The 23,878-nt window shown below is 54.9% G+C and carries 23 protein-coding genes, 1 tRNA gene and 4 pseudogenes; 19 read left to right on the forward strand and 9 right to left on the reverse strand.

The annotated features are described in order from the left end of the window. The first annotated feature begins 592 nt into the window (after positions 1-592). The 7 genes from AAIL66_RS22240 to AAIL66_RS22270 all read left to right on the forward strand — a co-directional run bounded on the left by AAIL66_RS22240 (position 593) and on the right by AAIL66_RS22270 (position 7,534). The gene (locus tag AAIL66_RS22240) at positions 593-1,990 is read left to right on the forward strand and encodes a hypothetical protein (protein ID WP_253232666.1); all 1,398 of its coding nucleotides are present in this window, start codon (positions 593-595) and stop codon (positions 1,988-1,990) included. Positions 1,991-2,701: 711 nt separating this feature from the next. Continuing rightward, the gene (locus AAIL66_RS22245) at positions 2,702-3,382 is read left to right on the forward strand and encodes a hypothetical protein (RefSeq protein ID WP_343497772.1); all 681 of its coding nucleotides are present in this window, start codon (positions 2,702-2,704) and stop codon (positions 3,380-3,382) included. 240 nt (positions 3,383-3,622) lie between these two features. After that, positions 3,623-4,117, forward strand: coding sequence for a MarR family transcriptional regulator (locus tag AAIL66_RS22250; RefSeq protein ID WP_343497773.1), 495 nt, complete (start codon positions 3,623-3,625; stop codon positions 4,115-4,117). After that, a complete protein-coding gene (locus AAIL66_RS22255) occupies positions 4,114-4,887 on the forward strand; it encodes a DNA alkylation repair protein (protein ID WP_343497774.1) in 774 nt (257 codons plus the stop codon). Before AAIL66_RS22250 ends, AAIL66_RS22255 begins: the two co-directional genes overlap by 4 nt. A 10-nt stretch (positions 4,888-4,897) precedes the next feature. After that, positions 4,898-5,236 (forward strand): DUF6616 family protein, encoded by a 339-nt coding sequence (locus AAIL66_RS22260; RefSeq protein WP_343497775.1) that lies wholly within the window; start codon positions 4,898-4,900, stop codon positions 5,234-5,236. A 277-nt stretch (positions 5,237-5,513) separates the two neighbouring features. Beyond that, positions 5,514-5,924: a translesion error-prone DNA polymerase V autoproteolytic subunit gene (umuD, locus tag AAIL66_RS22265; RefSeq protein WP_343497776.1), complete on the forward strand. Its 411-nt coding sequence runs from the start codon at positions 5,514-5,516 to the stop codon at positions 5,922-5,924. 242 nt (positions 5,925-6,166) lie between these two features. Beyond that, on the forward strand, positions 6,167-7,534 hold the full coding sequence (locus tag AAIL66_RS22270) for a hypothetical protein (RefSeq protein WP_343497777.1): 1,368 nt from the start codon (positions 6,167-6,169) through the stop codon (positions 7,532-7,534). 399 nt (positions 7,535-7,933) lie between these two features. Here AAIL66_RS22270 and AAIL66_RS22275 read toward each other — a convergent pair whose 3' ends face one another. After that, on the reverse strand, positions 7,934-8,359 hold the full coding sequence (locus tag AAIL66_RS22275; RefSeq protein WP_343497778.1) for a hypothetical protein: 426 nt from the start codon (positions 8,357-8,359) through the stop codon (positions 7,934-7,936). A gap of 381 nt (positions 8,360-8,740) precedes the next feature. Here AAIL66_RS22275 and AAIL66_RS22280 point away from each other — a divergent pair, with 381 nt between their 5' ends. Further along, positions 8,741-9,196 (forward strand): universal stress protein, encoded by a 456-nt coding sequence (locus AAIL66_RS22280; protein WP_034354090.1) that lies wholly within the window; start codon positions 8,741-8,743, stop codon positions 9,194-9,196. Between the two features lie 6 nt (positions 9,197-9,202). Here the strand turns inward: AAIL66_RS22280 and AAIL66_RS22285 are convergent, their stop codons facing one another. Next, positions 9,203-9,355: a hypothetical protein gene (locus AAIL66_RS22285; RefSeq protein ID WP_157838024.1), complete on the reverse strand. Its 153-nt coding sequence runs from the start codon at positions 9,353-9,355 to the stop codon at positions 9,203-9,205. A 91-nt stretch (positions 9,356-9,446) separates the two neighbouring features. Further along, positions 9,447-9,626, reverse strand: a complete 180-nt coding sequence (locus tag AAIL66_RS22290; protein ID WP_343497779.1) for a hypothetical protein — start codon at positions 9,624-9,626, stop codon at positions 9,447-9,449. Positions 9,627-10,248: 622 nt separating this feature from the next. On the opposite strand from AAIL66_RS22290, the gene AAIL66_RS22295 reads away from it, so the two are divergent. Together AAIL66_RS22295 and AAIL66_RS22300 are read left to right on the forward strand one after the other, a co-directional pair. Next, positions 10,249-10,812: a fimbrial protein gene (locus AAIL66_RS22295; protein ID WP_343497780.1), complete on the forward strand. Its 564-nt coding sequence runs from the start codon at positions 10,249-10,251 to the stop codon at positions 10,810-10,812. A gap of 542 nt (positions 10,813-11,354) precedes the next feature. Further along, complete coding sequence (locus AAIL66_RS22300) at positions 11,355-12,173, forward strand: fimbrial protein (protein WP_343497781.1); 819 nt, start codon at positions 11,355-11,357, stop codon at positions 12,171-12,173. Positions 12,174-12,215: 42 nt separating this feature from the next. Here AAIL66_RS22300 and AAIL66_RS22305 read toward each other — a convergent pair. Then, positions 12,216-12,485: pseudogene (locus AAIL66_RS22305) on the reverse strand (IS3 family transposase); the annotation flags it as partial. Positions 12,486-12,560: 75 nt separating this feature from the next. Then, positions 12,561-13,433 (reverse strand): LysR family transcriptional regulator, encoded by an 873-nt coding sequence (locus AAIL66_RS22310; protein ID WP_343497782.1) that lies wholly within the window; start codon positions 13,431-13,433, stop codon positions 12,561-12,563. Positions 13,434-13,541: 108 nt separating this feature from the next. Between AAIL66_RS22310 and speG the strand changes: the two genes are divergently transcribed. The 4 genes from speG to AAIL66_RS22330 all read left to right on the forward strand — a co-directional run bounded on the left by speG (position 13,542) and on the right by AAIL66_RS22330 (position 18,079). Beyond that, positions 13,542-14,057, forward strand: a complete 516-nt coding sequence (speG, locus tag AAIL66_RS22315) for a spermidine N1-acetyltransferase (protein ID WP_034354104.1) — start codon at positions 13,542-13,544, stop codon at positions 14,055-14,057. Between the two features lie 502 nt (positions 14,058-14,559). Beyond that, positions 14,560-15,087, forward strand: a complete 528-nt coding sequence (locus AAIL66_RS22320) for a helix-turn-helix transcriptional regulator (RefSeq protein ID WP_343497783.1) — start codon at positions 14,560-14,562, stop codon at positions 15,085-15,087. Continuing rightward, positions 15,084-16,352 (forward strand): type II toxin-antitoxin system HipA family toxin, encoded by a 1,269-nt coding sequence (locus tag AAIL66_RS22325; RefSeq protein ID WP_343497784.1) that lies wholly within the window; start codon positions 15,084-15,086, stop codon positions 16,350-16,352. Before AAIL66_RS22320 ends, AAIL66_RS22325 begins: the two co-directional genes overlap by 4 nt. Before the next feature lie 242 nt (positions 16,353-16,594). Then, a complete protein-coding gene (locus AAIL66_RS22330; RefSeq protein ID WP_343497785.1) occupies positions 16,595-18,079 on the forward strand; it encodes a Fic family protein in 1,485 nt (494 codons plus the stop codon). A 121-nt stretch (positions 18,080-18,200) separates the two neighbouring features. Here AAIL66_RS22330 and AAIL66_RS22335 read toward each other — a convergent pair whose 3' ends face one another. Then, a complete protein-coding gene (locus tag AAIL66_RS22335; protein ID WP_343497786.1) occupies positions 18,201-18,452 on the reverse strand; it encodes a hypothetical protein in 252 nt (83 codons plus the stop codon). Between the two features lie 423 nt (positions 18,453-18,875). On the opposite strand from AAIL66_RS22335, the gene AAIL66_RS22340 reads away from it, so the two are divergent. From AAIL66_RS22340 to AAIL66_RS22350, 3 genes and pseudogenes are all read left to right on the forward strand, one after another. Further along, positions 18,876-19,415, forward strand: coding sequence for a helix-turn-helix domain-containing protein (locus AAIL66_RS22340; protein WP_253232680.1), 540 nt, complete (start codon positions 18,876-18,878; stop codon positions 19,413-19,415). Continuing rightward, positions 19,412-20,680, forward strand: a complete 1,269-nt coding sequence (locus AAIL66_RS22345; protein WP_343497787.1) for a HipA domain-containing protein — start codon at positions 19,412-19,414, stop codon at positions 20,678-20,680. The genes AAIL66_RS22340 and AAIL66_RS22345 overlap by 4 nt, the downstream gene beginning before the upstream one ends. A gap of 40 nt (positions 20,681-20,720) precedes the next feature. Beyond that, positions 20,721-20,825, forward strand: a pseudogene (locus tag AAIL66_RS22350) (TraI domain-containing protein); the annotation flags it as partial. Positions 20,826-20,833: 8 nt separating this feature from the next. Here AAIL66_RS22350 and AAIL66_RS22355 read toward each other — a convergent pair. Both AAIL66_RS22355 and AAIL66_RS22360 read right to left on the reverse strand, forming a co-directional pair. Continuing rightward, a pseudogene (locus AAIL66_RS22355) lies at positions 20,834-21,602 on the reverse strand (integrase arm-type DNA-binding domain-containing protein); the annotation flags it as partial. 236 nt (positions 21,603-21,838) lie between these two features. After that, positions 21,839-21,912, reverse strand: a tRNA-Gly gene (locus tag AAIL66_RS22360). Between the two features lie 249 nt (positions 21,913-22,161). Here AAIL66_RS22360 and AAIL66_RS22365 point away from each other — a divergent pair. Further along, the gene (locus tag AAIL66_RS22365) at positions 22,162-22,644 is read left to right on the forward strand and encodes a thermonuclease family protein (protein WP_059441811.1); all 483 of its coding nucleotides are present in this window, start codon (positions 22,162-22,164) and stop codon (positions 22,642-22,644) included. Positions 22,645-22,794: 150 nt separating this feature from the next. Beyond that, positions 22,795-23,460, forward strand: coding sequence for a hypothetical protein (locus AAIL66_RS22370; protein ID WP_059441810.1), 666 nt, complete (start codon positions 22,795-22,797; stop codon positions 23,458-23,460). A gap of 231 nt (positions 23,461-23,691) precedes the next feature. Here AAIL66_RS22370 and AAIL66_RS22375 read toward each other — a convergent pair. Further along, positions 23,692-23,878: pseudogene (locus AAIL66_RS22375) on the reverse strand (hypothetical protein); the annotation flags it as partial.

The raw sequence follows: 23,878 nt of genomic DNA on the forward strand, positions 1-23,878 counted from the left end.
ACCGATCAGGCCGGGGTTTAAGGGGGGTGCAGCGGGGCTATCTCCCTCTGAGCGCCATCATTTCAATTCCCGTCGCGCCCCCTAAACTACCCAGAAAACTCCACTGGCGATTCAATGTGCCCCTACTATGCTCGACCGCCAAGTAGCTCAGACGACGCCTCCTACGTGCCCAATGCGGCGATTATAGGTAATATGGATAGACCACCGGTAAGTCAAAGGTACCTTGCCCAGAGCACGGGCAAGCATTTAGAGAGTGCACAAAGCAAGCCTTGGCAAAAATGACATTTAAGAAAGAGGTTGGACTGAGCGTCCCCAAGACAGACCGACACAAGCAGCCGCTTTGCTCCGCCTGAATACGCCCAAGCCAACACCGGGCACGTAAACTTGATGCCAACCTAATCATGATCACTAAGTACCACACCAATACCCGCTAGCAATCACCGCAAGAGGTCTTGGCGGTAAAGCTAGGCCGTGGCGTTATTTAGAGTCCATCGATTTATGGTGAATTTTTCTGGAACTAAGCAGCCAGCATATAGGAAAATAATTAATACTGAATTCTATTTGATAGATCTATAAATACGGAGTGTGAAATTTGAAAAAAGAAGAACAGTACATCATTAAGACCATTTATGCATTGATTGACGAAAATTCCCAAGAGACCAAGGGAGGTGAGTCAATTGTCTTGGATGGAATAGAAAAACAGTCGTTCCAGACATCACCAAGGAAGTTACTAGAAAGAGATTGGGATCCAGCAACATGGCTCTTGATGGTAAAGGATCCGAGGTTGATCGGTATAAATCTAGAAGTCGATGACGATTCACAGAGTAATTGGTATGAAGTAGATTTCATAGTCGGACCATCCGAGCATGCTAATGCAGAGCTATATTTTTTGAAAGCTAATGAAGAAACCATACCATCTCCGGTAAGAATTATTTCCGCCAAGATAATCAACAACCAGAAAATCATTCAGAAACTTCGCTCATTTTCTCGATTGAGTGGTTCACCACGGACGAGCAAGAATCAAGTGCAAATCCTGATTGATAATGCTATGATAGGCATGCAAAAACGGATGCTAGTCGTTTACGATGTAGGACAAGCAAATTGGCATGCTTTGGTAGATGTAGATAATTGTCCAAATACACCTCCGCCTGTCCACCTTTTCTTCGACTTTGGAGTGCCTACAGGCTGGAATTATTCTACGCAACCCTCACCGCCAATCGACCCTCTTGGGTCAAAATATGTAAATCTGGAGGCTCCTGTAATTCTGTCTCATTGGGATATGGATCACTGGGCAGGTGCAGCGCTGGGCCAACCCCTATATGGAAATCGAGGATTGGTTATCAACTGGGATCCAAGGGCGGTTGCAAGTCGAACTTGGCTGGTCCCAAATCAGGGAAGATTTCAATCTGGTCAAAAAATCACCCCAACTGCCTGGCGGCTTGCGTTAGCGCTACACCGACATAGAAATCTCCTTATCTGGCCGTCATTAATGACAAGAGTACAGAGTATTAGCGGCGATTGGGTCGTGAAATGCACTCCATCCGGCACTGTTCCGCGCAATAACAATAATACGGGACTGGCATTATTCATAGCGCAGCATGACAGTGAATTTAGTTCCGACTATATCCTCGCACCAAGTGATGCGGAGTATGTATCGGTTTACGCGCACATGACGGCCATCAGCCGAATAAACCATCTCGTGGCGAGCCACCACGGTGGAGCACTAAAGGTACCCACCGCTATACCCATTGCTTCCAGCGGATGCTCCAAACTCGCATTCTCGCACGGAGCAAAATATGGTCATCCCACCCCTTCAGCGATCAACAGCCACTATGGACACCGATGGCGATGGCAATTTGAAACTATTAATCGCTCTCCCCGTCCAGCCGGAGCTGTTGGATCGATCGGCTTGGGCGGTGGCATCAGTTGTGCGCATATCTCACTATGTCAAAATTGCACCACTGCAATTCACACCTGTCCCAGCTCCTAGAGCTAGACACTAGCTAATAAAGACTCATTTCTTTGACAGTACGGCCCAGTGCCTACTTCAGCACCTGTGAAGCGCCCATATTTTTTCTTGTCTTAAATGAGCGATCGCTATTAGTGTGTAACTGTCGTTTGAGCAAACTCGGGAGAGTGTTGACGAATGACGGCTCCTAGCTAACTGCTGACAGGCCGGCCCTAGCCGTCACCGCTGCAACTCACTGAGCTACCTAGCTCCGCTAACCTAGCCACAGAGACAAATGCAGGATCGAGCCAATAATCAAGTGCTCTCCATAACAACCGAGGCCTTGGATGTCACCACTTTGGCTCTTTGCGCTCGCCACCTTTTTTGGCTACTTAGCCTACGACGCATTTCAGTTTCGCCATTCGGCGAATCATCGGGTTTGGGCGGTTCCCCCCGTGTCAGGCAGAGCTGTGGGCGCCGATCCCTTGTCGGTACGAGAACAAGGGACTTCGCGCTCTCACAAGTACACCGGGGCGGAAGGCATTCCAGGCTTGCACTGGGTCTTCTTGGTGATGGCTTTGGCATGTGCCGTTGCGGGTGCTTATTTCTGGATATTTGATTGAAGCAGTGCTAGTCCACTGCCTCATCTGTGGGCAGCCCGCTGCGCCTGGCCCAGCTCACAGCCGTCCCCATATTGCCGCTGACACAAGCTTGCGTTAGCCTGCTGGCTCCACTATTGCTCAGGAGCCTGCCATGTCACGTCGTTTGGTTCTTTCTGCCAGCACCGCCCTTGCGGCTGCCGCACTGATTGTGGGTTGCGGCGCCATGGGGGCGTCGGGCGGCAACCCCATGAGCTTCTTCATCACCAGCGCCAACCCCGGCAAGGGCGGCGACCTGGGCGGGCTGGCCGGGGCCGACCGCTACTGCCAGTCGCTGGCCGCAAGCGTGGGCGCAGGCAACAAGACCTGGCGCGCCTACCTGAGCAACGCTGCCCTGAATGGGCAACCGGCCGTCAATGCGCGCGACCGCATTGGCAACGGCCCGTGGCGCAACGCCAAGGGCGTGGTCATTGCCACCAGCGTGGCTGACCTGCACAGCGCCAATGCCAAGGTCGGCAAGGACACCTCGCTGACCGAGAAGGGCGAAGTCGTCTCGGGCTTTGGCGATGAGGTCAACCGCCACGACATCCTGACCGGCTCGCGCCCTGACGGCACGCTGGCCGTGTCCGAGCCCGGCAAAGACACCACCTGCGGCAACTGGACCAAGAGCGACGGCGGCTCCGCCATCGTGGGCCACCACGACCACAAGGGCACCAACCCCGACCCTGTGGCCAATGCCTCGTGGAACTCATCGCACGGCACGCGCGGCTGCAGCGTCGACCAGCTCAAACAGAGCGGCAGCGCCGGGCTGATGTACTGCTTTGCGACCAACTGAGCGGGATGAAGGCGCGGGCCTCGGCCCGCCCCAGTTGATCGCAAGCAAGCGCCGTCCCTGAGCGCTTCTCACGGTTCAGTGCTCACCGCCACCCTACTCTGCTTGGTCATCGAATCGGCGCTCAGCTAGGCCAAGGTCTGCAATCGACAAGCCAGCATCTGTTGCAGTGGTGCTCGGTCCACTATTCATGAAGTGATCTTGCTCATATAATTGGCCACCATATTATATTTCGGCTAACTAATGAAGCTTGAACAGAAGTACCAGGCGCTAATTGAAGAAGCACAACGACGCAAACTTCCTGATGTGGACGGCATCCAGCTGTGCTTTCAAGTGCTGTCGATGGCTGCAAACATCGACCGCGACTGCGCTGCTTTGCTGGCCCCTCATGGTTTGTCTGAGGGGCGCTTTGTGCTGTTGTTCGTTCTCGATGTGGCGCCTGACGGACTCGCACCCAACGCGCTGGCCGAACAGGCTGGCGTGACCCGCGCCACGGTGACAGGCCTCTTAGACGGACTGGAGCGCGAAGGTCTGATTGAACGTCACGCCAACGCCGAAGACCGCCGCGCACTTTGCATTCGGCTGACCTCAAAAGGAAAACAGCTCGCCAGTACCGTTATCGACCAGCATGGTCGGTGGATTGCAGGCTTGTTTGGCAACCTGTCTGCACATGAGCGAAAGCAGCTAGCAGCGCTGCTGGAGAAAGTACGAGGCCCTGAATCGGACGTTGAATCATGAGAGATCAAGTCCGCAAGGGTGCGACGCGCACCGTTGACATTCCTCGGGACGTTCTGCATGCGCTATCGCGTGGGGAGTTGCAATGCGCGACGCTGGCTGAATGCCTGGCAGTCGACCAGGCCGTACTGGCACGAACACTCTTTCCGGCGCTTACGGCCCAAGAACTGAGCACGATCGATGAAGCCTGCCAATTGGGCGTGCTCAAACGCATGGCCCGTATCGGCGCAGTCTTGCTGGAGGCCCTGGGTACTGAGGGCATTGCACAATGCCAAACGCACCGCGCCGATATGGCACGAGGCTGGGCATGTTTCATGATCGGTGCCCGGCCTAACCTGGATCTCGGTGTACGGCTGGCCGCAATGCACCCGCTGGCAGACGATGCCCATTTTGGTGTGCGTGAATGGGCTTGGATGGCAATGCGGCCGCACCTGGTGCAAGACCTAGCTGCGGCTATCGCTCAGCTGATGCCATGGACACAAGATCCTTCTGAACGTGTCCGACGATTCGCGTGCGAGGTCTTGCGTCCCCGTGGGGTGTGGAGCACGCATATCTCACAGCTCAAACGCTTGCCCGAGCAAGCACTGCCTTTGCTCTCAGCTCTGAAGAGCGACCCTTCGGTCTATGTGCAGGACTCGGTCGCCAACTGGCTCAATGATGCCGCCAAGGACCAGCCAGCCTGGGTGCGTGATATCTGCGCCCAATGGCTTCAAAGCTCCCAAGCTGCCGCCACACATCGTATATGTCAACGCGCACTGCGCAATCTCAAGTGAAAGTGGAACCATGTCTCATTACCTTGTAGAGCTCTACACCCCCAATTCGGCTTGGCTCGCACTGTCCGCCGAACAAAGGCAACATTTTCTTGGCGGCATCGGACTCGCATTGAATCAACTCTCCAGCCTCGGTGTCGAAGTCCTCTCCCTGGCAGAAACGGACTCCAGCATCGACCAGGGAACCGCACATACATTCCTTGGTATTTGGCGCTTTCCTGACCAGGCCGCTCGTGACGCTCTGCTGACGGGCATCAAAGCCAGCGGCTGGTACGACTACTTTGACCATGTGAATGCAGCCAGCACTCAAGGGTCGGCGGATATTCACTTGGCTGCTCTAGCCGCCGCGTAGCGCAGTCTTTCGGATAATGCCTGCGTGCTCTGCAATGCATGCGGCTAGTCAATTTCTAGTCCCCGCTGATGCCCACTAATGCCCGCCCGCCACAGTCACCACTGCGGGCTGGCCAGCTTTCGGCATAGCATATGCAATTCGACATGGACCCCCGGCTCCGCACAGAACCGGGTGCAAGATCGAGTGGAAAGCATGCGACATCAACGTGGATTCATGACACCTGAGTCGCATCAACCGCTACACTGTACATATGCACAGTCATCGTCTCATGAGTGGTATGCCCGTCCAACTGATTGCGTCCCCGGTTACTTTGCCGCTGGCTGATCGCAGCGCACGCGCAGGCTCGCCCGCGAATGACTTCGCTGGCAAGCGGCTGGATATTACTGACCTGCTGGTCACGCACCCCAAGGCCACATTCCTGCTGCGCGTGGCCGGCCCGTCCATGCAGGAACACTGCATCGATGACGGCGATATCGTCGTGGTGGACAGGGAGTTGCGCGCTCGCGATGGGAGCATCGTCGTGGCAGTTGTCGAGCGCGAGCTCGTCATCAGGGTGCTGGACAGCGATGGCGACATTTGCAAGCTCAGGGCAGGCGCCCCCACCTACCCCGACATCGTGCCGCCAGAAGGACAGACTCTGGAAATCTGGGGTGTCGTCACCAGTTGCATCAAGCGCTTTGCAAGATGAATACATGCGCGCGCCAGCCCGACGCAGGCTGCCATTGAAATCTGATTAGCGCCCCAAAAAAAAGCGCCTGCTAACGCACAAAGGCAATGTAGCTCTCTACATTGCCTTTTTCTTTGGTTTATTACAGTGACCCAACATCGCACTGCGGGCCTGGGTTATTCATCATTTAACTAATTTTTAATATGCATAAGATAACTATATCCATATAGACAACTAATTTTTATCTAAATCAAAGGTATCTCATGCAGCATGTCAAAGAATTTACTGATGCAGTTTCCAGAGAGATTATAAAAATAATAGACTCCAAAGATAGATCTTCTGACGTTGCATTACAATTTATTTTGGAAGAGCTTGATGCCGCCAGAAGTGGAAATGAAATCATCCGCGACAAAATCGATAGTTTATATTTTAAAGACAATGAGTACTCCGGAGCGATGGAGCATAGTTGGGATGATGTTGATGGTCCATATGGACCTCAGCAATTTCTACTAAAAATAATTTTAAGACTTGCGCAAAAAATCGGATCAACAGAAGCTGCATATATCAGAATACTAGTCACCGAAAGTATCGCCCGTCATTACAAATTAGGTAGATTTCATAAAAGCGATTACTCAATTTCAGCTAAGAAACCACTAGCTCTTTTTGAAGTTCAAGATAAAAACAGCGATGAATTTCACCCTCACTTCTCATTTCTTCTAAAAGATGAGAATAAGCCAATCCGCGATGTAATATGTAGATGGGCGAGCGGATTCGAGGATAGAGACAATAAATTCAATCATGAGTTTCAAACTACTTTTAACTCATCTTTCTGGGAAATTTATTTATACCAGTGTTTTAAAGACTTGAAGATAAATGTGGATTTTTCAAAACCAAGTCCAGATTTTTCCATTACCACCAAAGAAAACAACTCCATAAATATTGAGGCCGTCACAGCAAACCATGCTGTCGACTCTTATCCAGAGTGGATTCGTAGGGATCTCAAAGAAAATAATGATTTTCTAAATTTTTCATGCGTACGATTGCTTAACGCGATTCAAAGCAAGCATCAAAAATTTTCAAGAAGCTACTCCAAGCTAGATCATGTAAAGGGGAAGCCATTCGTTATTGCTCTTGCACCATTTGAACAGCCTCTATTTTTTATGCAGAACAATGAAGCAATCATAAGAGTTTTATATGGTCAAGGCATTGATAAAGATAGTAATTATTCAGAAGTATTCACCCCTACCGCAGTAAAAAATGGAAAAATTCCTCTTGAGCTCGGAATTTTCACCAATGACAAATATAAAGATATAAGTGCAGTAATATTTTCAACTACCGCAACTGTAGGTAAAGCAATGACTCAGGCAGGCCTACCTATCGAAATAAGATGCAGTCGTTATCATCCACAAAAGGGGTTAATAATAGAACTCATTGATAGCTCTGAACATTTTGAAACGCATCTTGATGGTTTGCAAATTCATCACAATCCCTATGCCGAACACAAACTACCGCGTGAGGCGTTTGATCGTTATGAAGTCACTCACTACTTTTATGACGTAAACTTAAATAGAATTGATAATCAACAACGCAGCTACACGATTATTTCCAGAAATACATTCTTCACTCTATAAATGCAGTATTTTTTCACTAATATTCAATATTCAGTATATTTGTCTATATTTGCTTAGCCCTGTTACCACTTCCCCCATAAATCCTGTACACCAGCAACGCCTCGCAAGAAGAGGAGCGTAAGAGCTCCTAAGGTCAAGCGGAAGAAACGCATCCGATGCTGGCGGTTTTTTTGTGCCCGGACATTGCACGCCAGCACTCTTGCAGACGCTTGATTTATGGCCGGGAGGGCGACGAATACAAGACCCGCAAGGGGAAGAAGTCCGCAGGGCAATACCGACGCGTCGCAGCACAGCCGCTATCTGCTGAACCTGAACTACGACAGCCAGGGCCGCTCTACCCAGCCCCATGCCCAGCCAATTGCCCTGGCCATGCAAAAAGCCCCTGGCAGGGGCTTTTGTTCAGTCCTCTGCCTTGGAAGGCCAGAACATCTCTCGCACTTCGGGTGCGTAGTACGGCAAGACAAGCACCGCACCAAATAGCGCAAAACCCAAGGCCGATGTTGCGTTCCCCAGGCCGGACAGCACAAGCGGCGGGCTGAAACAGGCGACGACCCACGTAGCAGCAGAAGACCACAGGGTAAACCGGGGTGCCCATGCTCTGAACCGCAGCAGGCCGTAGAAGGAAATGAGGCCGAGCACCACCAGCACCGAGAGCGCCAGCAAGAAAATCCAGTCTGTGGGGCCGACCTCTGACTGCATCAAAAGGCTCTGGGAAAGATCGGTCAGCTCATGGGGCACCAGATCGAAGCCATATTCCGCCAGCATTCCGAATAACGGGATGCCCAGCGAAGCAATCACCAATGCGCGATAAGTCGATTTGCCCATACCCTCTCCAAGTTGCTATGGGTGAATCGTACTACCGCCCTTCCCGCCCCACCCGTTCTTAATGATCTGCACCGCGGATGCGGCAGCCCATGCGGCACCGGCGAGGAGCCGGCAAGCGCCCCATATGTTCAGGATCACGCCCGTGCAAGGCATGCTGCGCATAAGCTTGGCTAGTATGCTTTTGATAGCTGCCAGCGCTTACCGGGCATTTGCCAGAGCCGGGTTCTACTGAATTTCAGGCCTTTTCTTGGCCATCAAAAAAACCGCTCGAATACCTACTTCTAGGTGTTGCATCAGCTGCCCCGGAGTGTGAGTATGGGTTTGGCAATCGTTCGGATTGCGTGGCAACCCCACAGGCGCTGGCGCGCAAGGAGGCTGAAAATGTTCATGCACATTCTGATTCCTACGGACGGCTCGAAACTCTCCGAAGCCGCGCTGCGCGCCGGCATGCAGCTGGCCAAGGAGCAAGACTCCCAGGTGACGGTGCTGTATGTGATGCCGGACTATGCCGCCTTGATGTACAGCGGCGAGGCGATGATGACCTACAACACCAACGACCTGAACAAGGACGCCGAGAGAACGGCCGACAGGGTGTTGCAGGAGGTGCAGGACATTGCCAGGGCCGAGGGGGTGTATTGCAAGACTGCGCGAGCCATGAACGCCTCGGTGCACAAGGCCATCATCCGGCAGGCCGAGGAAAGCCACTGCGACCTGATCTGCATGGCATCGCACGGCCGCAAGGGCATTGCCGGCATTTTGCTGGGCAGCGAAACCCAACGCGTGCTGGTGAACAGCCACATTCCGGTGCTGGTGCACAGGCCTGTGGTCAAAGAGTAAAACTGCTCACCACCAGCGGATAGCTGCGATCAAGCCGCCCAAGCCTGCGGCGGTGATGCCCAATGCGGCCAGCACATAGGCCACTGCGATGCTGCGCGCATGGCGTTCTGCCGCTGCGACATTCATTGGTGCGGTGACGGTCACTTTGGAAAGCATCATCAGCGCTCTGATCCTTGGGCTTTCAAGGGTTGGGAACGAAAGCCTCAGGCGGTCTGAACGCCTGGGGCTTTCGCCTTTTCCGGGGGCTTGGTCAGTGGGTTGCCAGCAGTTGCCTGTCCACCTGTACCGGCCCTATCAAGGCATTGACCTGGGCGTCTCGGCGTTCGACCAGGCTGACAAGCACTCCAACCACGCCCGCGCTTGAAGCAGCAAGGGCTGGCACCACTCCCAAGCCATGTCGCTGTACCAGTTGGGGCACTTGTGCGGGCATTCAAACGGAGCGCCATCGTGCAGGCGGCGGGCAGGACGGTGCACGAAAAGGTCTTGGTAAAAATAAGATTTTTCTTATTTTTCTGCATAGCCATTGATTACATACTTCACGCAGCTTTGACTGGATTTTTAATCGCCTCGGATATTCACTGATAGGATGCCAAATGCCAAATGCCAAATGCCAAATGCCAAATGCCAAATGCCAAATGCCAAATGCCAAATGCCAAATGCGCCGAATAATGTTGTGTTGGCTGGTGGTGGTGGCCTTGATGGGAATCTCGTCTCAGGCAGAGGCGAGGTGTGATGTGATTCAGGGGGGGCGCCAAACGGTGACGTTCGATAGCCCGGGAGAACTAACGGTGCCTCGTGACATCCCGAAAGAGACTCCGATCTTTACTGATAGGAAGTCACTCTTCCCCCAGGGCATCCACTTCGACTGCTACGCCCAAACAAGTCTGTATGGGATCGTCGCCGCCCCTGCACGAGGACCAACTCCAGTAGATTCGTCTTACTTTCCTACCGGCATACCTGGACTGTCGTTTCGAATAAAGATGGTAATCGGGGGCATCCTACCTCCTCCGATCACTGCGTACCCAGTTGGTCAATTTATGATAGCCGGCCCCATGATACTGGAACTTTTCAAGACTTCGGCATTTGAGCCTAGTGGCCAGATTAAAGCAGGCGATATCGGAACCCTAATGCTTGGACCCGATATCCTCGTCACATTGAGACTGGCTCGACCCATAAACTTTACCGTTGGCTCCTGCGAGAGTCCGGACGTGAACGTTGACATGGGGGATGACTATATTTCATCTGATTTTGATGGACCATACTCCCGTACCAGACCTGTCTCCTTCAGCCTGAAAATAAATAAATGTCCGCCAGGACTCAACAAGATCAACTACACGTTTGTTCCGTTGACACCGATCATTGACCCCAATCAGGGAATTGTCGAGCTTAATAAAGGATCAGATGCCATTGGAATCGGACTTCAAATCAGAGACGGCAGTAACAAACCTCTTGCTTTGAATAAGCCCCATACATCTACAGGCTACGACTCCCGCCAAGGTGGTAGTTTTCAGATCCCGCTGAAGGCGAACTATTATCATTATAAAGTATTTAGCGGACCTAAATACAAGCCTGGAACCGCAAATACAGAGCTGATATTCATGATGAGCTACTTGTAGGCTAGCGGCTCCAAGATTTGAAGTCCTTCAGGGCTTGAACCGGCGGCCGAGCGCCACCTGGACGAAAAACGCGCTGGCCAGCTTCAATATCTCGTTGGCCCGGCGCAGTTCCTTGACCCGCGCTCCAGTTCCTTCCTGCGCTGAAGCTCGCCGGTCGCTGTGCCTTCGCGTACGCAGGCATCGACCTCGGCACGTCGCAGTACCAGTTGGGGCACTTGTGCGGGCATTCAAACGGAGCGCCATCGTGCAGGCGGCGGGCAGGACGGTGCACTAAAAGGTCTTGGCAAAAATAAGATTTTTCTTATTCTTTCGCCTAGCCATTGATTACATACTTCACGCAACTTTGACTGGATTTTTAATCTCCTCGGGCATCAGCAAGCGGGGACGATTCACTGATAGGAGGCTAAATGCCAATTAGCCGAATAACGATGTATTGGTTGGTGGCGGCCTTGATGGGAATTTCATCTCAGGCAGAGGCACAGTCGATATGTGATGTGACTGGGGGGCTCCAAACGTTGACGTTCGATGGCCCGGGAGAGATCATGGTGCCTCGTGATGTACCGGATGGGACTCTGGTCTTTACTGACATCAAGCCACTCGCTAGAGACATCCGCTTCAGCTGCTACACCAATTCAACTCCGTTTGGGATGCTCGCCGCTCCTGCACGAGGACCGACTCCAGTAGATTCGTCTTACTTTCCTACCGGCACACCTGGACTGTCGTTTCGAATAAAGACGCGAACCGGGGGCTTCATACCTCCTCCGATAGCGCAAAAACCCGGTCAATGGATGCTGGTCGGCCACATGACACTGGAACTTCTCAAGACTTCGGCATTTGAGCCCAGCGGCCAGATTAAAGCAGGCGAGATCGGAACCCTAAAGCTTGGACCCGATATCCTCGTCACATATAGACTGGCTCAACCCATAAACTTTATCGCTGGCTCCTGCGAGAGTCCGGACGTGAACGTTGCCATGGGGGATGACTATATTTCGTCTGATTTTGATGGACCAGGTACCCGCACCATACCGGTCTCCTTCAACCTGAATCTAAACCGATGTCCACCTGGAATGGGCAAGGTCAATTACACCTTTGTTGCGTTGACAAAGGTCATTGACGCCAGTCAGGGAATCGTCGGGCTTAATGATGGATCAGGCGCCATTGGAGTCGGGCTTCAAATCAGAGACGGCAATGACGTACCTCTTGCTTTGGATACTCCCCATACATTTACAGGCTACGACTCCCGCCAAGGCGGTAGTTTTCAGATCCCGCTGAAGGCGAACTATTACCGATTAACAAACGAGCCTAGATACAAGCCTGGAACTGCAAATACAGAGCTGATATTCATCATGAGCTACTTGTAGGCTACGGGTTCCAAGATTTGAAGTCCTTCAGGGCTTGAGCTGCGGCGGCCGAGCTCCACCTGGGCAAAAAACGCGCTGGCCAGCTTCAATATCTCGCTGGGCCGGCGCCGTTCCTTGACCCGCGCTCCAGCTCCTTCATGCGCTGAAGCTCGCCGGTCGTGGTGCCTTCGCGTACGCAGGCATCGACCTCGGCACGCTTGACCCATTCGTTCAAGGTCTGCGACACGCAGTCAATCCTGGAAGCGATGGACTCGATGCTTGCCCACAATGATGTGGCCCTCCCCCACGGGGCTCCCGCACCAGCCTCACCACGCGCTCGCGAACCTCGGGGGAGAACTTGTTCTACCTGTTCATGGCTTCATCTTCCCAAGTGCTGAAGCCTCCTTGTTAGCTCGAACGCAGCAGCGTTGCCAGCCGTTGCTCGATCCACAAGGCCGTAGCGCCCAGCTCTGCACCCTGCAAATTGAGCATACGCACGGCTAACGGCGGGAGCTGCAGTTCCGCGCAGTCCAGTGCCACGATGCGGGGCTCTATATCGGGCGCTTGGGCAATATTGCGCGGCAGAATTCCCCAGCCTATGCCGTCGGCCAGCATGTCGGCAAGCACGTAGAAGCTCTCCGAGCGCCAGATGCTCGGACTGATCACGAGGTCTTCAACACCCTCGATGTGCATCACCAACTGCCGGTGAGAGGCCAGGTCCTCGCGCTTGATTCCATTGCACTTGGCCAGCTCGTGGTCGCGCGATACGAACACCATCTGAGGTACGCCAGCCACATAAGTTTGAGCAAACTGAGCGCCTGCCGGGCCTCGGTCAAACTGAAAGGCAAGCTCAGCTCGACCTGATTGCACCTGGCGTGCGACCTCTGCCGCCGTGCCATTGAGCAGGGTCAACTCCAAAGCCGGGAACTGGTGCGCCAGCTCCTGCAGCAGCCTGGCAATCGGCGGATAGGGCAAGGCTTCGTCGATAGCCACGCAAAGCTTGGCTGTCTGGCCATGTGCCAGCTTGCGCGCGCGCAGGTCTAGCGCCTGTGCCTGATTGAGCAAGGCCCGTGCCTCCAGCAGGATGACTTCGCCAGCCTGCGTGAGTCGCACCGACCGGCCTACACGATGAAACAACTCCAGCCCGAGGTCCGCCTCCAGCAGTCCCATGGCCATGCTCACTGAAGATTGAGTTCGGCCCTGGCGCCGAGCGGCCTGGGTCATCGAGCCACAGTCCGCCACGGCGACAAATTGGCTCAAACGTTCTAGTGTCCATTCCATAGATCAATTTTACTGATTGATCTGAACTTTTCTCAAACAAAAAATTGATTGATCATTGGCAACATGGTCGCTTCAAGCGGCCTCTCCAACCATTGAACGAAAGAATCCATGACGACATCCATTCAGCTAAGACCATTGGAGCGCGACGATTTGCGCTTTGTGCACCACCTGGATAACAACGCCAGCATCATGCGGTACTGGTTTGAAGAGCCTTATGCAACCTTTGATGAACTGACCAGCCTCTACGACTCACACGTTCACGACCAAACTGAACGTCGCTTTGTAGTCGAGCATGAAGGGGCCCGAGGGGGGCTGGTTGAGTTGGTGGAAATCGACCTGGTACACCGCCGAGCGGAGTTCCAGATCATTGTTGCCCCTGATCAGCAGGGCAAGGGGATTGCCACTCGTGCTACTCGTCTGGCGCTTGACTATGGCTTCAAGGTTCTCAATCTGCACAAGATCTTTTTGCATGTGGACAAGGAGAATGCCAAGGCTATCCATGTCTATACGAAGCTTGGCTTTCAGCCGGAAGGTGAACTGGTCGATGAATTCTTTGCCAACGGCCAATATCGAAGCGTGTTGCGCATGTATTTGCTGCAGAAAAGTTACCTCAACAAGGAATGAATCATTGAGGAGCCTCCGGGCTCAGTAGTTCATTGCGCCGGTAGTTCATTGCATCAGTAGTACTAATGTCTTGCGGCACATGCCAAGGTCGCTGGCAATGGCATGACCATGGCTTTGCCGCGCCGGGCCGCCTGGGCTTGGGGGTCTCCCGCCGATGCATCCGATAGACACCGTGCTGCACGAGCTGCAGCACCTCGATTGCCAGCGTAGCCGCCTGCTAAGCGCTATCAAAAGCAAAGCATCCACCGCCATCCCAGCATAGCTATCGGCATCAAATCACTTTCAAATGCAGTCAGATCAAGCGTAACGTGCTCACAAATTCATATATAGAAAGCACAAAATTATTCATAGATAAATCAAAAATAGATATTTAAATACATCTATGTATTGAATAAGCATACAGACAACAATGAAGTCGCCTGCTGTCGCATGCAAGCAATGCTTTAGAGACAAAAATAATTCATAGATTTACATGTTTTGACCAAAACACTAACATCTATGCATGCCACGCCAGAACACATCGCCCGCAGACTACCCGCAAGCCGTACTCCAGCAGATCGAGCAGCTTGCGCAGAACATCGTCATCGCCCGTAAACGGCGCGGCGAGTCGCAGGCGCAGTGGGCCAAGAAGCTGGGCATATCGCAGCCCACCATGGCGCGCATAGAGCGCGGCGACCCGTCCGTTGCCATGGCCTCGTATGTGATGTGCATGTGGCTGATCAATCAGGCCGGCGGCCTGGCCGACCTGATCGCGCCGCAGAACGACCATGCGGCGCTGGAGAAGGAGGTCGCGAAGATTGACAGCAAGCGCAAGAGCAGCGCTCCCAAAAAGAACAAGCCATCAACGGCGGCAACGAAAGCTGCATCGCCTCAGCCATCGACTTCAGAACCGGAAGGCTTGGCTGGACTGGTTGAACGGATGGCCAGGTACGCTTTAGAGCAAGAGATGCAAGCTCAGGGCGACAAAAAGACAGCTGCAGCAGCAGGACTAGCCGCTCTCATGAACAAATCAACGCCTCAAAAGCTATGAGCCTGCCCATCAACGCCGTCTCGCCACGCACCTACGTGCCGCAAGACCAGCTCTATGTGTGGGCCATGGTCAACCCTGCGGCGCCCACGCTGGTGGGCGAGCTCAGCCTCTCGCAGCTGGTGGCAGATTGCGCCACTTTTACCTACACACAGGACTGGTGGAACTTTGCGCTCAGCGAGGACATGCCCATCGTCCAAGGGCAGATCTTCAGCACTGGCGAGAGGAACACGGCCCCCGGCGCAATCGACGACGCCCGCCCCGACCGCTGGGGCGAGCGCATCATTCGCCACATCGACCGGCCTGCCCGCCTGTCCATTCTGGAAATGCTGCTCTTCGCGGGCGACGACCGCTTTGGCGCGCTGGGCGTGTCGACCTCGGCAGAGCAGTACATTCCGCGCTACCTCGGGCCCTATCCGCAGTTGAAGGATCTGGCCCAACTCGCCGCCGCGGTAGAAGACGTGCAGACCCAGGCCCCGATCACCACAGAGATACAGCGCCTTATCCAGCCCGGCGTCACCCTCGGCGGCGCGCGGCCCAAGGCATTGCTGCAGACGGATAACGGCCCCTGCATCATCAAGTTCAGCGAGCTCGACGACCCCGTGGACACCCCGCTCATCGAGCACGCCACCATGACGCTGGCCGCACAGGCCGGCATGTATGTGGCCGACACCGCCGTGCTGCCACTGCCGCCACGCTATGGCAAGGCGCGCCACGCCCTCACCATCGAGCGCTTCGACCGCCTGGGTCCCTACCGCGTGCACTGCCAGTCCGCCCACACCGCCCTGCGCGCTGCGGGGCTGGAGCAAAGCTACAGCAATCTGGCCACCATCCTGCTGCGCCTGGGCCACCCGGACCGGCAGGCCGCCATGCGCGAGGAGCTGTTCAAGCGCATGGTCTTCAACATCCTCATGGACAACACCGACGACCACGAGCGCAACCACAGCATCAGCCTCAATCTGGCAGACGGCTACTACGACCTCACGCCCGCCTATGACGTGGTGCCCAGCCTGCAGAACCTTGGCTATCAGGCACTTGTCGTGGGTACCGCAGGCTCCGAATCCAGCCTGGAAAACGCACTCACCCAGATCAAGGAATACGGTATCAAAATGCCCCGCGCCATCGAACTGATACGGCAGGTGGCCGCTGCCGTCGATCGCTGGGCCACGCACTTTACTGCGCTGGGGGTCAGCAAGTCCGACATGGAGCTGCTCGCCGCCAGCATCGACCGCGACGCGCTCAGATCGCAAAGACAAGTCTTTCTGTAAAAGCTAAGCACCTCCCACCCCACCAAAAAGCCCGCAAGGTTCCAGACCTGGCGGGCTTTCTTGATTCCCAAGGGATCTTGATGACTGACAGCTCAGACCGCGAACAATTGCTTCGCAGCTAAGCAGAGGCATCAGAGATAAGAAAAATCCTCAAAAAGACAAAGAAAGTAATTTTTTCTTCAGTGAAGTCAGAAAAATTTTGTTTAGCATTTGCCAAATAACTTTTTTTCCTCGAGGAGCAGATGGCACATCACCGTAAAGTTGGTTATGCACATCTACGTGAGCGCCTGAGCACAGGGGCATTCGAGCCGTCACAACCTGCCAAAGTCTACCCTGTCCAGAAATTTGTGCGACTGTCTGACTGCGTGCAAGTACCTGAACACGCCGCTCCTGCCTCCGATGCCAGTGCATTGGAGCATCTGCTCTTCGCCCTCAAGCATGAAGAGCTGGATCTGCAAGCCGCGATACTAGCCCTCAAAAAAATCGACCCAGTACCACTGGTGGAGCAGTTTTCACAGGCCACCAGCAGCAGCTATCTCCAGCAAGCCTGCTTCCTCTGGGAAATAGCCAACCAGCAAACTTTGAATGCACCACCAGCCAAAGGTGCGACCAAGCCGCTATTTGACCCCAATCTATTTCTCACCGGCCCATCGAGCAAATACACCCGATGGCGCGTGGACTTCAACGGCATAGGTTCCATACAGTACAGCCCCACCGTCAGACTCACCCCTGAAATCAAGGCTCTGCTGGCCGAAGATATCCTTGGTCAGGCCCGCGAGTTCATCCAATCCATGGACCCCGACATGGTCGAGCGCGCGGTGCGCTGGGCGTATCTCAGCGAGACCGAAGGTTCATACGCGATTGAGCGCGAAGCGCCTACAGGCAACCGCACAGAAGCATTTGCCAAGCTTCTTGCTCGCGCTCATGAAGAGATCCTTCTCACTGAAGAATATCTGGTCGAGCTTCAAAATCTCACCGTGCAATCGGCCATGGATCAGGCAGTGGAGTACCGCAACCAGCAAAACTGGCTGCGACGCGACAGCAGCATCACCTACGTACCGCCAGCACCTGAGCACCTCCTCCCCGTAATGGAAGGCCTGCTCACACTGGCCAACCAAAAAGACAACGGCATCCATCCACTGGTTCTGGGATCGCTGGTCAGCTTTGGATTTGTATTCGCCCACCCCTTCATGGACGGAAACGGTCGCCTATCGCGTTTCTTGTTCCACAAAATTGCCTGCCGCAATGCCAATTTACCCAACGGTCTGGTACTCCCCATCTCTACAGCGATGGCACGCCATGAAGGCCACTACCTGAGGGCCCTCAAGTCCTTCTCTGCCCCCGCGCGCGACCTATGGACAGTGGCCAAAGTCTCAGACCTGGAGTACGACTGCGCCTTTGAGGGCTCACCCGAGATCTACCATTTCTGGGACGCCACACAGTGCGTGCAGTTTGGCCTGGAGATGGCCAAAGAGGCACTCCAGCGTGACCTGCATGAAGAAGTTCATTTCCTCGGCCGATTTGATCGTGTGTATTCACGGCTCAATAAAGCCATTGACATGAACAACAACCTCATGAACCTGATCACAGGACTACTCGTGCAAAACGATGGCGCTCTGTCAATCAGCAAGCGAAAAATGTTCATAGCCAAAGGCTGCACAGAGGAGCTACTGAACGAAGCCGAACAGATTGCTCGAGAAGCGTTAAACGAAGAACGCCCAGATTAAGGATGCAATCAATGGAACAGCCCGCACACGCGGGCTTTTTTAATCACCAAGAAGTCTTGACGACCGATACCTCAGACCGCGACGAACTGGGGCGACTTGCGGGCGAGCAGGCCATCAACAACTATGTGTCGGCCCTCAGGTCCGCGATGGACCTAGCCGGCTCGACAAACTGCTGACCGAAAACCCGGTCGCGACGCTCCCCTGCGCCAAGTGGCAGCGAGAGCCGCCCGACCCGTTCGACCGCGAGGAAGTCGAAACAATCATCAATTACGCGCGCGCCAAGTTTGCGCCGACGGTCGGCAATCTGATCGCGTTTCGATTCTTCTCCGGCCTGCGCATCCTGTTGGTATTGACTGCAAAGCAGCTTTCCCATGGTGGGAAAGGATGGCTAAGCGCTTCTTGACACGAGGTTCTGACGGCACGGTCATTCACTATGGCGATGCCGGCCGATGGAGGCCGGGCAATAGCCAGTGTCCCAACGGTTCCGCGTGGTTCGGTCGGACTCCAGGAGGCGGACTGCCCAGAGCTAATGAGCATTCGCTTGGCCTGCCCAAAACGTTAACTCTTGATGCAAAACGTTAACGTTGGCCGAAATCTGATCAAAAACGCTAACGGAGGCTGATTTTGCTCGCGGCCTAAAGTGTAAATATTCTGGCTATTTTTTCATCAAAAGCATGGAATATTATCACTCACAGCCTTGCTGGGAGCTGATCCAGCAGCACCTCGCGTTGGTATCCAGTACTTCAAAGTGCTATTATTTTGGCTGTTTTTGGTTAAAAGAGATGGAATATTAGCTATGGCCAAGAAGACAGCCCCACTCTTGCCGGCGACAAACAAGCTTCTCATCGAATTCGGTGAGCGGCTCAGGCTTGCGCGTCTGCGCCGAAAGTTGACAGCCAAACAAGTCGCCGAACGCGCGGGGATGTCTCCCATGACTCTGCGTTCGCTGGAGAGTGGCGGATCCGGTGTCACGATTGGTGCATACCTGTCTGTCATGCAGGTTCTTGGATTGGCCGGCGACCTAGCGAAACTTGCAGTTGCGGATGACCTTGGCCGACAGCTCCAGGACGCTCGATTGATAAGGAATGACGCTGTACATAACCGCCAAGGGGCTACCCCGAAGACCGTTCGCGGTCCGGAGCCGATAGCCCGTGCGCCGCGCAGTTCCTCTCCAACTCAGGCAAAGAGAGTGGAAGCGAATGGCGACAAGCCGGTGGCTGAAGGCACGTGGAAGAAAGTCGAAGGGGAAACGGGGGCGTTCATCGACGCCGCGAGCACGCACAGTTTGGCCTCTTTGCTTCGGAAGCCGAAGCGTAAAAGGAACGCACCGTCATGAGCATGATCGCCGTATATGCGGACTGGGATGGACTGCCTAGCCCCCGACGACTTGGCTTCTTGCACAGCCGTAGGACCAGAGCGACTGAGCGATTCGAGTTCGAATACGACGATGCCGCGCTCGCCGATCCTCTCCTGGCCGGGCTGCAGTTGGACCCGAGCATTCAGCCCTTTGGCGGTCCGCAGTACCCCGCCCCACCCAGAGAAAAATTCGGGGTTTTCGATGACTCCAGCCCTGACCGTTGGGGGCGCCTCCTGATGGGGCGAAGATTCGAGCGTGACAAGCGGGCAGGCTTGGTGCCAGCGGGAGCTCGTCTCTACGAATCGGATTACCTGCTCGGGGTGCATGACCTCTATCGAGTGGGCGCGCTGCGGTACCGCCTCGAGGATGCTGGAGACTTTCTCGATGACCGAGTCAACGTCGCGGCCCCGCCTTTTACTGAAATACGCGCCCTGGAGCAGGCCAGTCGTGCGCTTGAGTTGGACCCCGACAACGTCGCTGCCCAGGGCCAGGACTGGTTGCGCATGCTCATCGCGCCAGGGGGCTCGCTCGGCGGTGCCAGGCCCAAGGCGAGCGTTGCGGACGATGCGGGGCATCTTTACATCGCCAAGTTCCCAAGCACACGGGATACCTATGATGTCGGCGGATGGGAGATGGTGGTCAATGCCTTGGCCGACGGCTGCGGCCTCAACGTCGCTCCGGCGCAGGCTCGAAAGTTTGCCAGCGACTTCCACTGTTTCATGGTGCGCCGCTTTGATCGTACCGATGCGGGGCGCCGGCTACATTTTGCCTCGGCGATGACCATGACTGGACACAGCGATGGCGACGATGCCTCGACAGGGGTGAGCTACCTGGAGCTCGCGGAGGTACTGATGAATCAGGGCTCGCAGCCCAATGAGGATCTGCGCGAACTATGGTCGCGAATCGTCTTCAACATCCTGGTCTCCAACACAGACGACCACCTTCGCAACCATGGCTTCATCCTGGTGCCGGGCGCTGGTTGGAAGCTTTCGCAAGCCTACGACATGAACCCCGTCTCTCATGCAGACGGCCTCAAGCTCAACATTACCGAAGCGGATAACGCTCTCGATCTTGAATTGGCTCGGGAGGTTGCCGGCTACTTCCGGCTGAACCTTCATGAGGCAGACGAGATCATTGAGGATTTTCGAGACATCGTCGGTCAATGGCGAGCCCTGGCTCAGGGCCTAAGCCTATCAGCGTGGGAGCAGGACCGAATGGCAGATGCCTTCCGGCTTGCCGGGTGACGTTCCATTTATGGAGGCATCACGCACCACCCAATCGGCGGGGCCGGCCGACGGATGGCTGACTCAAGATGCACTGTGGCTTGTGAGCAAGACTGTGGCCGACAAACTGCGCGCGCATCTGCTGTCACAGGGTGTCGATGACATGAACCGCTGGCCCTGGTCCAGGTTGAACTGGTCGGGGGTGAGTTCACCGGTGCGCACGCCGGTCAGTATCAGCAACCGCAGTCCCAATTGCGTTTGCAGCCGGCGACGGTACCTGCGCACGCGCTGCAGGTACTTCGGCAGTTCGGCCATGCGCAGGAACGGGTTGTGGTTGACTGGCGGCAGCGGCACGGCCACCACATCCAGGTCGAAGGCGGGGTTGTGTTCAAGGCTGGGCACGACCACCAGGGCATAGCGGAACAACTGGTTGAACCAGGTCCGGACCTTTTCTGCTACTGAAAGCCCCATGCGGCGCTCGATGTTGCCGATGACCTCTAGCAGATCCGTTCGTCTGACTTCGTAGATGGACCGGGGGTAGCACGTCGTTGGCGAAGATGCGCGGGATCAGGGACTGGCTGGTCTGGCGCCCCTCGTCGCAGGACAGGCCCCGGTGGGCGAGCCATTTCAAAAAGACGGCCTTGAAGGTGTTCTCGCCATTGAGCTTGGCGGCGAGCCGCTTCTGCTTGCGGTTGACGTGGGGATTGATTTCCCTAGCCAGCAAGGCACGTGCTTCATCCCGCAGGGTGCGGGCGTCTCGCAGGGAGACCTCTGGGTAGCTCCCCAGCGACATCTGCCTTTGCCTGCCGAACCACTGATAGCGGAAATGCCAGGCTTTGCCCCCGCCCGACGCAACGGCCAGTGAGAGTCCATCCAAATCGTAGAGGGTGTATGCCTTGCCGGTGGCTTTGGCTTTGCGGACGGCGAGATCGGACAGTGCCATGTTCTAGTTCCTGAACTTGGGTCAGGAACCAGATGCTGATCACGATCGATCCGCTCTCCCAGCAACAATCCGAAAGCCGCGCCGTCCTAAAGATGGACCAAATAATGGACTAAAAAGTCTTGGCTTGGCTTGGATTTCGGTGGACGTCACTGGATCGAGCCAGAAGAAAAAACTGTTTATCTTCAATGACTTGCAACGCTCAGTGGACGTTTTCGGAAATCCCTGAAAAGCTGGAGTGGAGCGGGTGATGGGAATCGAACCCACGTTATTTGCTTGGGAAGCAAGAGTCCTACCATTGAACGACACCCGCACACTGATAACTGCATGATTTCATTGCAAAATCTGCCGCAAATCGTTGTCTTCACTAGGAAAAACAATTTAGTGCATCTAAAAATTTTAGCACAACGAAACCTAATGAAGCACGCTTGCACTTTACCAACTGGTATAGGTTTCAGTGTAGGTTTTTCCACCGTTAGGACCCGTGAACGCCGGTGCTGAAATCCTTGCAACCTTGCAACCTTGCACTCGGGCGAGATGCCCGTTGCCTCTATGGTGCCAAATGATCGCCATTTCGCTTCTCTGCCTTGTCGTCGGCATCTCAGACGGCGACACCCTGACCGCCCGATGTGGCGAGCCCGGCCAATATGAACAGGTCAAAGTAAGGCTGCAGGGCATTGACGCCCCTGAGCGCAAGCAACCGTTCGGTGAGCGTGCCCGCCAAGCACTGGCCGAGCTGACATTTCAGAAAGAGGCAGAGCTGCGCTGCACCAAGACAGACCGGTACAAGCGACAGGTCTGCACGGTCTGGGTTGCTCCTGCATCAGCGCCAACCGGGCCGCGCACACTCGATGCGGGCTTGGCCATGATCACACAAGGAATGGCCTGGTGGTATCGCGCCTATGCCCGCGAGCAGTCACCGCAGGAGCGCGGGCAATACGAGTTTGCAGAGCAAGAGGCCAAGGCTCGAAAGGTTGGACTTTGGCGAGATGCCGAACCCATCGCGCCATGGGATTGGCGCAAAGCCTTACGCGAGCCTCGGTAAAACCTAAGTCCGTAAACGACCCTTCTCGGTCTTCGTGTCGCCGGAGTCGGCGACCGCTTGGTAGCGCAATCTCCGCACGATGCTGAGATAAAAGTTATCGCCCTTCTTCTCGGCGGGCAGACAAAGGCGATACTTGTCCAATGACAATCAATGGAGATCGCAGTGACGGTTACAGGCCAACTTACAAAAATATTGTCGGGCACCTCGGACGTATTGAGCAAGGCCGTCGACAGAAAGGTGCTTGAAGTTCTACCCGGCATTAAGGCTGCGCTCGAAGTAGCTGAGAGCGTCAGAGGCCTTCGTGATCGAATCGAGGCCGAGAAGCTTGCGCGCTTTATTCGAACGCTGGATGGGTTGCCAGAAATTGAGAAGTACCGGATGTTCTCGAAGGCGGCCGAAAGCAGCAAGGAGATGGAGGATCTCGGACAACGTGTCGTACTGGCAATCTCGCTAGCCAACGATTTCAGCAAACCAGAGGTCCACGCCAAGCTCTTCATCGCCTTCGCCGAAGGCAAGCTCACGGCCACGGAGCTCGCGCGCCTTATCTCGGTGATCGCACCAACCCATACACCAGACCTGATCGCATTCGCCAATGTGACCAATCCCCACATGGGCGAGCTTGGCAATCGCCCTACGCAAGGGAAGGTCTGGAGGGTTCCCTTCGATATTGGGGAGCCCATATCGGTCTGCGGCTTCACGCGCTCCCTGTCGCTTGGTGGCGCCAGAAGCGAGTTCATGGTGACCGATGCCGGCCTTAGCTTCCACACGGCCTTGAACGAGGCCAACACGATCCTCGGGCGCCATTTATGCATCTGAAGTGAAAATGGCCATATCGGCCCCTTTGTCGCGATTCAGGGAACCGTCTGGGTTCGCATTCGTTTAAAAGCTCGCGCCCATCCCACTGCTTCGCAGCGGCGGCGCGGGCTACCGACTGCGAACGCCTCCACTCTCTGTTTGAGCGGACCTTCGATCGAACTCGCCGAGGGCACGCTGATGACCGATAACAGCCTGGCACCCAAAACTAGGCTGGATCGGCATCAAACACATTCACAGGTGCCAATCTAAGGAGTTGCCCCGCCTCCCGCACTGTCCCCCCAGCCACTGATCAATGTCGTGCATCTCGATCGGGATCACGCTGCGCTTGTCCTGCTGGTTCGCCTGCAGTTTGAAGCCTGGCTTGTGCATGCGACTCATCAGGGGATGTGAGTATGCAATCAACAAGGGCGGCACGAAG

Origin of the sequence: Comamonas sp. F1-6 (genome assembly GCF_039581415.1) — a bacterium.
Taxonomy (GTDB): Bacteria; Pseudomonadota; Gammaproteobacteria; order Burkholderiales; family Burkholderiaceae_C; genus Comamonas; species Comamonas thiooxydans.

Bases quoted from the DNA above. Each gene is read 5' to 3' on its own strand.
- AAIL66_RS22270 (WP_343497777.1), top strand. From the start codon at position 6,167: ATGCAGCATGTCAAAGAATTTACTGATGCAGTTTCCAGAGAGATTATA.
- AAIL66_RS22365 (WP_059441811.1), top strand. From the start codon at position 22,162: ATGATCGCCATTTCGCTTCTCTGCCTTGTCGTCGGCATCTCAGACGGC.
- speG (WP_034354104.1), top strand. From the start codon at position 13,542: ATGACGACATCCATTCAGCTAAGACCATTGGAGCGCGACGATTTGCGC.
- AAIL66_RS22340 (WP_253232680.1), top strand. From the start codon at position 18,876: ATGGCCAAGAAGACAGCCCCACTCTTGCCGGCGACAAACAAGCTTCTC.
- AAIL66_RS22245 (WP_343497772.1), top strand. From the start codon at position 2,702: ATGTCACGTCGTTTGGTTCTTTCTGCCAGCACCGCCCTTGCGGCTGCC.
- AAIL66_RS22280 (WP_034354090.1), top strand. From the start codon at position 8,741: ATGTTCATGCACATTCTGATTCCTACGGACGGCTCGAAACTCTCCGAA.
- AAIL66_RS22295 (WP_343497780.1), top strand. From the start codon at position 10,249: ATGATACTGGAACTTTTCAAGACTTCGGCATTTGAGCCTAGTGGCCAG.
- AAIL66_RS22260 (WP_343497775.1), top strand. From the start codon at position 4,898: ATGTCTCATTACCTTGTAGAGCTCTACACCCCCAATTCGGCTTGGCTC.
- AAIL66_RS22275 (WP_343497778.1), bottom strand. From the start codon at position 8,359: ATGGGCAAATCGACTTATCGCGCATTGGTGATTGCTTCGCTGGGCATC.
- AAIL66_RS22250 (WP_343497773.1), top strand. From the start codon at position 3,623: ATGAAGCTTGAACAGAAGTACCAGGCGCTAATTGAAGAAGCACAACGA.
- AAIL66_RS22325 (WP_343497784.1), top strand. From the start codon at position 15,084: ATGAGCCTGCCCATCAACGCCGTCTCGCCACGCACCTACGTGCCGCAA.
- AAIL66_RS22370 (WP_059441810.1), top strand. From the start codon at position 22,795: ATGGAGATCGCAGTGACGGTTACAGGCCAACTTACAAAAATATTGTCG.
- AAIL66_RS22300 (WP_343497781.1), top strand. From the start codon at position 11,355: ATGGTGCCTCGTGATGTACCGGATGGGACTCTGGTCTTTACTGACATC.
- AAIL66_RS22330 (WP_343497785.1), top strand. From the start codon at position 16,595: ATGGCACATCACCGTAAAGTTGGTTATGCACATCTACGTGAGCGCCTG.
- AAIL66_RS22320 (WP_343497783.1), top strand. From the start codon at position 14,560: ATGCCACGCCAGAACACATCGCCCGCAGACTACCCGCAAGCCGTACTC.
- AAIL66_RS22310 (WP_343497782.1), bottom strand. From the start codon at position 13,433: ATGGAATGGACACTAGAACGTTTGAGCCAATTTGTCGCCGTGGCGGAC.
- AAIL66_RS22255 (WP_343497774.1), top strand. From the start codon at position 4,114: ATGAGAGATCAAGTCCGCAAGGGTGCGACGCGCACCGTTGACATTCCT.
- AAIL66_RS22285 (WP_157838024.1), bottom strand. From the start codon at position 9,355: ATGATGCTTTCCAAAGTGACCGTCACCGCACCAATGAATGTCGCAGCG.
- AAIL66_RS22290 (WP_343497779.1), bottom strand. From the start codon at position 9,626: ATGCCCGCACAAGTGCCCCAACTGGTACAGCGACATGGCTTGGGAGTG.
- AAIL66_RS22335 (WP_343497786.1), bottom strand. From the start codon at position 18,452: ATGGGAAAGCTGCTTTGCAGTCAATACCAACAGGATGCGCAGGCCGGA.
- AAIL66_RS22345 (WP_343497787.1), top strand. From the start codon at position 19,412: ATGAGCATGATCGCCGTATATGCGGACTGGGATGGACTGCCTAGCCCC.
- umuD (WP_343497776.1), top strand. From the start codon at position 5,514: ATGCCCGTCCAACTGATTGCGTCCCCGGTTACTTTGCCGCTGGCTGAT.